The sequence below is a fragment of the Neisseria sicca genome (assembly GCF_017753665.1).
Lineage (GTDB): Bacteria > Pseudomonadota > Gammaproteobacteria > Burkholderiales > Neisseriaceae > Neisseria > Neisseria flava.
Genome location: NZ_CP072524.1, coordinates 1,282,005 through 1,293,022 on the forward strand (window position 1 = coordinate 1,282,005; position 11,018 = coordinate 1,293,022).

Here is an 11,018-nt window from a genome sequence, read left to right on the forward strand (position 1 = left end):
ATCAAATAGGCAAAAGACATACAGATACCGTTTTGTTTATTTGTTCAAAATATATTTTTGTCCGAAGCCGACGCAAAAAAACGGCGCATCCGACAACGTCCCGCGCCCGATGCCGACTTCAGGCAAGTCCCCGAAATCCTCGGAACAGGCAAATTCCACATAGCGCAGGTTTTCCGACATAGAAACGATGACATCCCGCATGTCTTCCGACAAACAGAAAACTGACTCGCAAGGACATTTGTTTCTCAATTCCAATTTCAAATATTGCTTAAACAGCTTGGGGTTTCCCTTTTCCGTAATCCATCCTTCGGAAGACATATAGGCTTTTGACAGGAAATCGTCATCGCTATTCCATACCTTGCGGAAAAACGTATAAGCCGTATCCTCTTTTTCAACATAAAACCGCCTCTGCTTCAGCAAGTGGATGTACGGATTATCGGATTCGCAGACTGAAAAAACATCTTATTCCTAATTCTCAGTAATCCCAGATTTCTTAAGATGGCAGGTCATCCTGACGACCACGGTCAAATCGCCGGATACGGCAGCTGCCTGCATGACACATATAACGCGCCACGCCTGGTCGAAATCGGCTTCTGTTATTTAAAGTTTGTTATTTCTTTCAAAGATGAAAATGTCCTTATTACACAAAAGGCCGTCTGAAAACCTTGTATTTAATTTTCAGACGACCTTTTGAATTTTTCAATTCAAACCAATCAAGCGGTTTTATTTTTTCATCGCATCAGTCAAGGCTTTGACGTTGTAGCGGTACATGCCGATGTAAGTATTGGCAGGTGCGCCGCCGAGTGCGTCGGAGTAGAGTTTGCCGCTGACGTTGACGCCGGTTTCTTTGGCGATGCGGTCAACCATGCGCGTGTCTTTGATGTTTTCGGTAAACACGGCCTTGATGCCTTCGCGTTTGATTTGGCGGATGATGGAAGCCACTTGTTTGGCGGACGGCTCGGCTTCGCTGCTCACGCCTTGCGGGGCGATGAACTCGATATTGTAGCGTTTGCCCATGTAGGAGAACGCGTCGTGTCCGGTCAGGACTTTGCGCTTGGCGGCAGGAACGGCGTTAAACGCAGCTTGAGCGTCGCTGTGCAGTTTTTTCAGTTGCACTTGGTAGTTGCCCAAACGTTGTTGGTAATAGGTTTTGCCTTCGGGGTCTGCCTGAATCAGGGCATTGGCGACGTTTTGGGCGTAGGTCGTCATCAAAACGGGGTCGGTCCAGACGTGAGGGTCGAATTCGCCGTGGTCGTGGTGGTGGCCTTCGTGGTCGTGGTCATGATGATGACCGCCTTCTTCGGCTTTAAGCGCCTGTATGCCTTTGGTTGCTTCGGCGAAGGGAACTTTGCTTTGTTTGACGGCGCGCTGAACATCAGCCGCTTCCAAACCCAAGCCGTTGAGCAGGACTAATTTCGCACTGCGGATTTTTTTGATGTCGCCGCTGGTCATGTGATAGGCGTGGCTGTCTTGGTTGGCGCCGACCAAATTTTGCACTGCAACACGGTCGCCGCCGATTTGTTTGGTAACGTCGCCCAAAATGCTGAAGCTGGTAACGACGTTCATCGGGGCTGCGTAAACTGCGCCGGACATTAATGCAGCGATGACGCCGAGTTTCCAATGTTTCATGTTTTTCCCTCTCCAATTGATATAACGTAACAATCCGTCATTTTAAAACAGCAAGACGGAATCTTCAAGCAGCCCCACTTATAGATAATTCCCTAGCCTAAAAGTTTTTAGATACTGCAATTTTAAGTTTTCAGACGACCTTCGCACCTATTGTTTTCGTGGACGGAGTCCACGCTACGGCACTTGTGTTGCCGACAAACGTTGTAGCGTGGGCTTTGCCCACGAGCCACTCAAAAGATTTCAGACGACCTGTCCGACAATTATCTTCGTGGGTAGAAACCACGTTACAAATACAGCGCACACCAAAACTGATAAGCAGTTCAAGAATAAAAGGTCGTCTGAAAACCTACATCTACATCAGGTGTTCAGACGACCTTCGTATCTATCATTTTCGTGGACAGAGTCCACGCTACGGCGTTAGTGTTACCAGCAGGCACCGTAGCGTGAGCTCCGCCCGCGAATCATTAAAGATTCCAGTAAACAGCCCCTAAAATTTCAACAAAAAAAGCAGACCCATCAGGTCTGCTTTCAATCTTTCCGATTAATCCAGATTCAAGACGGCGGAGGTGTAAACGTCCTGCACGTCGTCCAAATCTTCCAAAGCATCAATCAGTTTCTGCATTTTGACGGCATCGTCGCCGGAAAGTTCGGTTTCGTTTTGGGCGCGCATGGTGACGTCGCCGTCAACAGATTTGTAGCCTGCGGCTTCCAATGCCGCTTTCACGCCCGCCCAATCGTTCGGGGCGGTGATGACTTCAATGGAGCCGTCGTCGTTGGCAATCACGTCTTCCGCACCGGCTTCTAGAGCGGCTTCCATCAACGCGTCTTCGTCAACGCCGGGTTCGAACACCAAATAACCTTGATGCACGAAGTTGAACGCTACGCAGCCGTCGGTGCCCAAGTTGCCGCCGTTTTTGGTGAACGCGTGGCGCACGTCGGCGACGGTGCGGGTTTTGTTGTCGGTCAGGCAGTCCACCATCAGCGCCGCGCCGCCGATACCGTAGCCTTCGTAGCGCAACTCGATGTATTCCACGCCTTCCAAATTGCCCGTACCTTTGTCGATGGCGCGTTGTACGTTGTCTTTGGGCATATTGTTTTCAGCGGCTTTTTCCAAAGCCAGGCGCAGGCGTGGGTTGGCGCCGGGGTCGCCGCCGCCCATGCGGGCTGCAACGGTGATTTCTTTGATCAAACGGGTGAAGATTTTGCCGCGTTTGGCATCTTGACGGGCTTTTTTATGCTGGATATTCGCCCACTTGCTATGACCTGCCATATATGGATTCCTTTCGATTTTCCGCCTTATCCGGCGGGCTCTTGCTCATTTTCAAAGGGCGCATTTTAACATAGGTTGGATATGCCTAAAATATTTCAGACGACCCCGCACCCTGCCAAAGGGTCGTCTGAAAACGCCGATAGCGCCCGACAAACGCAAAATTCTTGTCTTTGCCCAAACCTGATCTTTTTTTTCGTTTGCCTCACAAAAGGTTTACGGTATCATGCAGACCTGCTTCAGGATTGTTGACAACTTGGGGCAAAACGGACGAAGCCGGCCTGCTCGCCGCGCCGTCCGACACAACGGCATTCGACGGAGTAACCGCCGCCGGATGCCGTCATCTGTTCATTTTTCAATATAAGGTTTGTAATTATGGAAGAAACATTGTCTGCACTGGTGGGCGCAGTCAATCTGATTCTGTGGGATTACATGCTGATTTACGCCCTTTTGGGCATCGGCCTGTTTTTCACACTCTATCTTGGCGCGCCGCAGATTACCAAATTGGGGGCGGGGTTCAAATCCGTCTTCGGCGGTTTGTTTTCCAAAAAAGACAAAGATGATAAATCTTTGTCGCAATTCCAAGCACTCGCCGTCGCCGTCTCCGCCCAAATCGGTACGGGCAACGTCGCCGGCGTGGCAACCGCCATTACCGCAGGCGGGCCGGGCGCGATTTTTTGGATGTGGCTTTCCGCCGTTTTGGGGATGTCCACGATTTTTGCCGAAGCCTTGCTCGCGCAAAAATACCGCGTCGTCAGCCACGGCAAATACATCGGCGGTCCCGCGTTCTACATCACGCACGGCCTGACCCCGAAAATCGGGCGCGGCGCGGCGCGTTTCTTATCGGGCTTCTTCTCCATCGCCCTGATTATCGCGCTGGGCTTTATCGGCAACGCCACGCAGGCAAACTCCATCGCCTCCTCCGTGACCATCGCCTTTAACGTACCGGCATTGGCAGTAGGCATCGCCCTCGCCGTCCTCGCGGGCATGATTATCGTGGGCGGCGTCAACCGCATCGCCAACATCGCCCAATTCGTCGTGCCGTTTATGGCGATTATCTATATCTTGTGTGCGGTCGTTATCCTGTTCAAATTCTCCGACCATATCATACCGATGTTCAACCACATCTTTACTGCCGCCTTCAATCCTGAAGCCGTTTTAGGCGGCGCAGCGGGTATCGGTATGCGCGAAGCCGTCCGTTTCGGTGTGGCACGCGGGCTGTTTTCCAACGAAGCAGGTATGGGTTCGACGCCGCACGCGCACGCTACCGCCGACGTGAACCACCCCGTTCAACAAGGCTTGGCGGCATTTATCGGCGTATTCATCGACACCATCTTGGTCTGTACCGCCACTGCGCTGATTATCCTCCTGACCGATGCCAACCTTTCCGGCGAACAAGGCGCGGCGGTTACCCAATTCGCCTTCAGCAAAGCCTTCCCCGGCTTCGGTTCTCAACTGCTCGCCGTCTGCCTGACCTTCTTCGCCTTCACCACCATCATCGGCTGGTACTACTTCGGCGAGTCCAACATCCGCTTCCTCTTCAGAGGCAAACACTTGGGCATCTACCGCGCGCTCGTGCTGCTGGCTATCGTGTTGGGTACGCTGGGCAAGGTCGATTTGGTTTGGAGCCTGTCCGATATGTTCAACGGCTTCATGGTCATTCCCAACTTAATCGCCCTATTCCTCTTGCGCAAAGAAATCCGCACCGTTTACGACGATTATCTGGCGCAGAAAAAAGCAGGTAAAGACTTGTCCTACCAATATGAATTCCACGAATTCCACGACAAGGCCTAATCCGCAATCGTGAAAAAGGTCGGCGGATTCGCATTTGAAGTGCAACTTTCCCTAACAGAAAAAGGCCAGTATGCGGTAGCATACGGCCTTTCCTGCAAGAAAGATTGCCATGAGCTACACACAACTGACCCAAGACGAACGATACCATATCCAATACCTGTCCCGCCACCGCACCGTCACAGAAATCGCCAAACAGCTTAACCGCCACAAAAGCACCATCAGTCGCGAAATCAGACGGCACCGCACCCAAGGGCAGCAATACAGCGCCGAAAAAGCCCAGCGGCAAAGCCGGACTATCAAACAGCGTAAGCGACAACCCTATAAACTCGATTCGCAGCGGATTCAACACATCGACACCCTTATCCGCCGCAAACTCAGTCCCGAACAAGTATGCGCCTACCTGCACAAACACCACGGGATAACACTCCACCACAGCACCATTTACCGCCACCTTCGCCAAGACAAAAGCAACGGCGGCATGTTGTGGCAACACCTCAGAATATGCAGCAAACCCTACCGCAAACGCTACGGCAGCACATGGACCAGAGGCAAAGTGCCCAACCGCGTCGGCATAGAAAACCGACCCGCTATCGTCGACCAGAAAACCCGCATCGGCGATTGGGAAGCCGACACCATCATCGGCAAAGGACAGAAAAGCGCATTACTGACCTTGGTCGAACGCGTTACCCGCTACACCATCGTCTGCAAATTGGATAGCCTCAAAGCCGAAGACACTGCTCTGGCAGCCGTTAGGGCATTAAAGGCACATAAAGCCAGAGTGCACACCATCACTATGGATAACGGCAAAGAGTTCTATCAACACACCAAAATAGCCGAAGCATTGAAGGCGAAAACCTATTTTTGCCGCCCCTACCATTCTTGGGAGAAAGGGCTGAATGAGAACACCAACGGACTCATCCGCCAATATTTCCCCAAACAAACCGATTTCCGAAACATCAGCAATCGGGAGATACGCAGGGTTCAAGATGAATTGAACCACCGGCCAAGAAAAACACTTGGCTACGAAACGCCAAGTGTTTTATTCTTGAATCTGTTCAAACCACTGATACACTAGTGTTGCACTTGAAATCCGAATCCAAGGTCGTCTGAAAATTTTCAGACGACCTTTTTTAAATTCTGAACATTTATTTTGTTTTCAACCAAGCAAACCAAACCAATACGACAACGAAACAAAAATAAGCAATGCTCCAAACCGGCAGCGCGATACCCAAAAAATAATCCGGTACGGCGCAATTACCGAAGCCGCGCACGATGGGTTCGAACCAGTCAAACAACGGCCAGTCCTTCAGGCGGAACGTCCACGGAGCACCACAGGAAGGTGCTGTACCCGGCGGCAGGCTTTGCAACCACAACTGATAAGCCGCCGTCCCTATCCCGTACACCGCAGGCGCGCTGATAAGCAAAGCGGAAAATGTCCGCCCCACTTTAGAAGACTGACGGAAAAATACCGCCAACAAAGCCGCCACGCCTACCGCCAATACGCACAAACGCTGCACGATGCACAATACGCAGGGATTCATCCCTAAAACATATTGCGAAACAAACGAACCGCAGGCAGCCAATACGGACAAAACGAGCAAAAACAAGGCTGTTTTTCTAAAAAAATTCATAATATCAAAGCTCTTTGCAAATTTCAGACGACCTCTTCATGCCGTCGATCAGCGTCTATTTTACTACAAACCCACGCCCTTCCGAACAGCCCTGCCCATTCACCGAAATTCTAAAAAAGTACCCACACCGCCATTTCTGTTCGGGCGGCAATCCGCAATAATCGCTGAATCTTGCCGAAATCAGAAGCCCGGATTCACGCCTATACAGGAATGATGAAAATATTTTCTATTTTAACCTGCTATAAAATGCACCGAATCAAAACTTCTCGCGCATACTTTACGCCACACCCCGATACTTTTTCAGACGACATTTCCACAATTTCGTATAAAAAACAGGATTCAGCCGTGCAAAACAGATGAAACTGTGGCATAATCCGCCGGTCTTCACAAAAAGACTTCAGGAGTTTGAACGGGTTCGCGCTCGTCAAACTTGTCCGAACCGAATAACGGTTCTTTTATTTTTCGGAGTTATCCATCATGGCATTGACCGTAGAACAAAAAGCACAAATTGTTAAAGATTTCCAACGCAAAGAAGGCGATACCGGCTCTTCTGAAGTACAAGTCGCTCTGTTGACTTTCCGCATCAACGACCTGACTCCCCACTTCAAAGCCAACCCTAAAGACCACCACAGCCGTCGCGGCCTGTTGAAAATGGTTAGCCAACGTCGCCGTCTGTTGTCTTACTTGCGCCGTACCCAACCTGATACATACCGCAACCTGATCACCCGCTTGGGTCTGCGCAAATAATTTATGCTTTACCGGACACCGCTTGCAAAAGCGGTGTTTTTTTATAGAAAAGGTCGTCTGAAAACGTATTGGTAAAGTTTTCAGACGACCTATCTCTTATGCTTACGAGAGATTTAATCTATCCGTATATATTCCACCGACAAAATCTCAATCTCCTCGCGCCCTTCCGGTGTATTCAAGATGACTTCGTCCCCTTCCCTCGCTTTAATCAGACAACGCGCCAACGGAGAAATCCAAGAAATTTTGTTTTGCGCGGTATCGATTTCATCGACGCCGACGATTTTGACGGTTTGCTCGCGCCCGTCGCCGCGTAACAGTCCGACGGTTGCACCGAAAAACACTTGGTCGGTCGCTTCGCGCAATTCGGGATCGACGACGACGGCAGCTTCCAAACGCTTGGTCAGAAAACGGATGCGGCGGTCGATTTCGCGCATACGGCGTTTTCCGTAAAGATAGTCGCCGTTTTCGCTGCGATCGCCGTTGCTTGCCGCCCAGTTGACGATTTGGACGATTTCGGGACGTTCTTTATTGACCAGTTGATACAGCTCGTCTTTCAACGCCTGCCAACCAACGGGCGTAATGTAGTTTTTGGTTTCGTTACTCATGATATATATCTGATTATTTAGGATATACGGCAGTTTCAACAAAACTTCGAACTGCTGCATTGAAATGACTGATTCTACCGTCCTTAAGACGGAAGGTTCAAGCTGTCTATATTGATTGCAAAACCCTATCCATCGGCTTGAAAATGCCGCAAAGGTCGTCTGAAAGCCTACGATGCCCGTTTTCAGACGACCTTTATTGATTAAGTATTCGAATTTTAGGCTTTTTTTAAAAATTCCACTCCGCGCCCAACGACCATTGACGGCTGCTGCGCCGTGCATAAGGGGCATTGCTGCGGATGCGGCTGTATCCGTAATTCAAGGTCGGCGTGATGCCTTTGTAGGACAATTTATTATGGCTGAGGCTGACGAAGAGGGAACGCTCGCGGTTGCGTTGCGGCTCCGTACCGAATGCCATAATACCTTTATAGCGACGGTTGGCAAATGAAGCGGTCAGGCGGCTGTTCAGCCCGCCCAAAAACGGCCATTGCTGTATCCAGCCTATATTGAACCCGTTGCGGCGGTAGGCGGCATTGTTGACGGCATTGCGTATGTTTTTGTTTTCAGGAACAAAGCGGTTGTATTGCCAACCACCGAACAGGGTCGTTCTGCCGAAACGGCGCGCCAGGGAGAGATAGGTACTGTCGTGCCAACCGTCGTTGCGCAGCGCACGATCAGTTTCCCGATAGTTTTGGCGGTAGCGTTCCAGCGAGTAATAAAGTTGTGTCGCGTTGCCGAGATTGACCATATGCGAAAGCTGTACGCCAACCCCGTATGCCAGCATATACGGCGCGGCGCGGCGGTTTTTTTCTTTTTTGCTGTCAAATTCGCTGCTGCCCGCCAACTGTGCCTGATAAAACGGTAAAACGCTGACGGTTTGTTTGCCGTCCTTGCGCTGCCAGCCCAAATAAGCCCTGCCGAACGCATCGTCGTAAGCCGATTGGCGGTCGAAAAAATAGCTCGTTCCGCTGAGGTTGGCGCGGAATTTGATGGCGTGATGCCCGTACAACGGGGTGAGTTTTTCCGTGTTCAACTCGTAATTCAAGCCGTTGGCACTGACGGGCAAAGTAACGCTGCATGCGGTTTGCCCCCTTGTTTCGATGCAATAACGCGGAGCAGCATTGTTGGCATTATCGTTATGCACGGGACTGATTCCGCCTGACCATTTCCATTCCGTCTGCCGTCTGACGGCTTCTTGAAAACGTTTGACGTTTTCCAAAACGGGGGCAGGTATATCACGCTGCGCGGCATGGCGGAAATGCGCCGCCGCCTCGCCCAAACGATAATCCTGAAACTCTGCAGCCGCCAAATCCAATAATATGCGGTCGTCTGAAACGTCGGATTCATAAAGGGTACGATAACGCTCGACCGCTTCGGAAGTCCGCCCTTTCAACTTTGCCAGCAAAGCATCGGCACGCGTAATCAGCTTGGGATTGTGGTTGGGCTGTTTGCGGTAAAGGGCGGCAAGCGAAGAAACCAAATCTACGCTATTGCCGTTAAGTGCCCGAATCAGCGCGTCCTCAAGAATACGCGGGTTTGCCGCTAAAAAATCATCGCCGATCACAGTCGGTTTGCCGACATTCTCATTCTTTTCAGACGACCTTTCTTCTTCGGACAAAATATCCAGCCATTGTTTTTGCTGCACTTGTACGGCAGCATCCTGAGAAGGCGCATCCTGCCGGACACCACCTTCGGGCAATTGAGCCAAGACTGCGGAAGGCAACAGGCAACATAACGATGCCGAAACCATTTTTTGTTTTATTCTTAACATTCAAAATCATCCGAAATATATGTGTGTATATCGCAGGGGTAGCCAAATGCAAACCGTCATGCCCTACTGATTCAATCCCCAGTCATGGATTTACAGCTATCAAAGGTCGTCTGAAACTTTTCAGACGACCTTAGTTTTGCGTAAAAGCAACAGATTTGCATTAAGATGCAGCATTATAGAGGTAAATTTCCAAAACAAACATAACTGATTTATTTTTATGGTCTTATAAATTATTCAAATGTTATTCATCAGTAGATTCATGGGATTAATCAAGTCAACCCACTAAACACGCCTGCAATATATCTTGCGAATCCAAAGTAATAGTTTGATTACACTATAACCCGATATTCTTCATCAGTAATAGATAGCAGTATCAAATCAGATATTTAGAACAAATATTCAACTTCATGTCTTTAATTGATTTATTTCTTAATATTTACTTAAGAAATCATAAAAAATCCACGCGGATATTGCCAAAACACCATAATTATTACAAAATATTACAACAAAATTGGTAATCCTTATCATTAATTTATAAAATATCAATATTAAGAGAGATTCATCATGAAAATCAAAGTACCCGCAATTTCTGCGGCAGCGACCCTTATTCTGACTGCCTGCGCTGGAGGAGGAGCATCCGAACCCAAAGTCCCCGTTGCCATACCAACGGCGCAGCCCATCGCTAATGTCAAGTTGAGCGATGAAAGCAGTGCAATAAAAACCATCAACACCCTTTCCGGTAAAGGCGGCAGCCTGCATGAAGCGGAGCTCGAAGTGAAAACATCATGGGGCACCAGCTATACCGATAAACAATATGTCTATCAAACTCCATCCGGCAACTATTACAACATCAGCTCATATTCTGATCCGATTATTCCCTCATATTCCAGCCCTTCCTACAATCTGCGTACACGCCACGAAGGCCAGCCTTTATCCGAAGGTGGAAAGCTGTTTGTTTGTTGCAGCAATTCTGGTCAGTCCACCTACGTACCCGTAACCAAACATGACCACCTCAAATTCGGCGCATGGATAAGTTCAGACGGCACGGCAGACCTGTTCGTCGGCGGCAAACCCGTCGGCATAGTCAAAGATGCGACTGTCGAACAGAATACTGCCAAAGGCAAAACCACCTATGAAGTCTGGGCTGTACGCGTACGCAACGGCAATATCGTTACTTCAACCTACGATCCGGGCAAATCCTCCGGGTTGTCTGAAAAAACCGCTCCCAAACTTTCACTGCTGACAGCCAATTTCAACACCAACAAACTCGGCGGCACGATTTTGGGTAATGCGGATTACGGTCCGGACGTTGTGATGAAAGATGTAGGCATCAACGGCGTTGATTTCTCAGGCACTGCCGAATCCGACGGGAAAAACGGCAAAGTCGAAGGAAAATTCTTCGGTCAGTTCAACAGCGGCTATAAAACAGAAGTCAGCATAGGCGGCAAAGTTACCTTCGATGCCGATAAATCGTTGGATACCGTATTCGGCGGCGTAGAAAATTCATCAGACCGTAATACGACGGATACAAGTTTGACACCTGTCAGCAAGTAACCGCACATCAAACATCCCAATAA

Annotated in this window: 10 protein-coding genes; 4 read left to right on the plus strand and 6 right to left on the minus strand. The window is 49.6% G+C overall.

What is annotated here, in order from left to right; genetic code table 11:
• Positions 1-36: 36 nt before the first annotated feature.
• From J7445_RS12245 to J7445_RS06075, 3 genes are all read right to left on the minus strand, one after another.
• The gene (locus J7445_RS12245; protein WP_244969534.1) at positions 37-201 is read right to left on the minus strand and encodes a hypothetical protein; all 165 of its coding nucleotides are present in this window, start codon (positions 199-201) and stop codon (positions 37-39) included.
• 522 nt (positions 202-723) lie between these two features.
• On the minus strand, positions 724-1,629 hold the full coding sequence (locus tag J7445_RS06070; protein WP_070540463.1) for a metal ABC transporter solute-binding protein, Zn/Mn family: 906 nt from the start codon (positions 1,627-1,629) through the stop codon (positions 724-726).
• A gap of 541 nt (positions 1,630-2,170) precedes the next feature.
• Entirely contained in the window at positions 2,171-2,899 is a 729-nt protein-coding gene (locus J7445_RS06075; protein ID WP_019270986.1) for a YebC/PmpR family DNA-binding transcriptional regulator, read from the minus strand.
• 372 nt (positions 2,900-3,271) lie between these two features.
• Between J7445_RS06075 and J7445_RS06080 the strand changes: the two genes are divergently transcribed.
• Positions 3,272-4,690, plus strand: a complete 1,419-nt coding sequence (locus J7445_RS06080; RefSeq protein WP_209282732.1) for an alanine/glycine:cation symporter family protein — start codon at positions 3,272-3,274, stop codon at positions 4,688-4,690.
• A gap of 109 nt (positions 4,691-4,799) precedes the next feature.
• Entirely contained in the window at positions 4,800-5,765 is a 966-nt protein-coding gene (locus J7445_RS06085; RefSeq protein WP_209282733.1) for an IS30 family transposase, read from the plus strand.
• 70 nt (positions 5,766-5,835) lie between these two features.
• Here J7445_RS06085 and J7445_RS06090 read toward each other — a convergent pair whose 3' ends face one another.
• The gene (locus tag J7445_RS06090; RefSeq protein WP_039856409.1) at positions 5,836-6,321 is read right to left on the minus strand and encodes a disulfide bond formation protein B; all 486 of its coding nucleotides are present in this window, start codon (positions 6,319-6,321) and stop codon (positions 5,836-5,838) included.
• 477 nt (positions 6,322-6,798) lie between these two features.
• Here J7445_RS06090 and rpsO point away from each other — a divergent pair, with 477 nt between their 5' ends.
• Positions 6,799-7,068 carry a 30S ribosomal protein S15 gene (gene rpsO, locus J7445_RS06095; RefSeq protein ID WP_016687799.1) on the plus strand — a complete coding sequence of 90 codons (270 nt, stop codon included), beginning with the start codon at positions 6,799-6,801 and terminating at the stop codon, positions 7,066-7,068.
• A gap of 113 nt (positions 7,069-7,181) precedes the next feature.
• Here the strand turns inward: rpsO and greB are convergent, their stop codons facing one another.
• Together greB and J7445_RS06105 are read right to left on the minus strand one after the other, a co-directional pair.
• Positions 7,182-7,673: a transcription elongation factor GreB gene (greB, locus tag J7445_RS06100; protein ID WP_029609802.1), complete on the minus strand. Its 492-nt coding sequence runs from the start codon at positions 7,671-7,673 to the stop codon at positions 7,182-7,184.
• A 226-nt stretch (positions 7,674-7,899) separates the two neighbouring features.
• Entirely contained in the window at positions 7,900-9,441 is a 1,542-nt protein-coding gene (locus J7445_RS06105) for a surface lipoprotein assembly modifier (RefSeq protein ID WP_209282734.1), read from the minus strand.
• A gap of 564 nt (positions 9,442-10,005) precedes the next feature.
• On the opposite strand from J7445_RS06105, the gene J7445_RS06110 reads away from it, so the two are divergent.
• A complete protein-coding gene (locus J7445_RS06110; RefSeq protein WP_209282735.1) occupies positions 10,006-10,995 on the plus strand; it encodes a Slam-dependent surface lipoprotein in 990 nt (329 codons plus the stop codon).
• The last annotated feature ends 23 nt before the right edge of the window (positions 10,996-11,018 follow it).

Coding starts and splice junctions, on each gene's coding strand:
- J7445_RS12245 (WP_244969534.1), bottom strand. CDS start 201: ATGCGGGATGTCATCGTTTCTATGTCGGAAAACCTGCGCTATGTGGAA.
- J7445_RS06070 (WP_070540463.1), bottom strand. CDS start 1,629: ATGAAACATTGGAAACTCGGCGTCATCGCTGCATTAATGTCCGGCGCA.
- J7445_RS06075 (WP_019270986.1), bottom strand. CDS start 2,899: ATGGCAGGTCATAGCAAGTGGGCGAATATCCAGCATAAAAAAGCCCGT.
- J7445_RS06080 (WP_209282732.1), top strand. CDS start 3,272: ATGGAAGAAACATTGTCTGCACTGGTGGGCGCAGTCAATCTGATTCTG.
- J7445_RS06085 (WP_209282733.1), top strand. CDS start 4,800: ATGAGCTACACACAACTGACCCAAGACGAACGATACCATATCCAATAC.
- J7445_RS06090 (WP_039856409.1), bottom strand. CDS start 6,321: ATGAATTTTTTTAGAAAAACAGCCTTGTTTTTGCTCGTTTTGTCCGTA.
- rpsO (WP_016687799.1), top strand. CDS start 6,799: ATGGCATTGACCGTAGAACAAAAAGCACAAATTGTTAAAGATTTCCAA.
- greB (WP_029609802.1), bottom strand. CDS start 7,673: ATGAGTAACGAAACCAAAAACTACATTACGCCCGTTGGTTGGCAGGCG.
- J7445_RS06105 (WP_209282734.1), bottom strand. CDS start 9,441: ATGTTAAGAATAAAACAAAAAATGGTTTCGGCATCGTTATGTTGCCTG.
- J7445_RS06110 (WP_209282735.1), top strand. CDS start 10,006: ATGAAAATCAAAGTACCCGCAATTTCTGCGGCAGCGACCCTTATTCTG.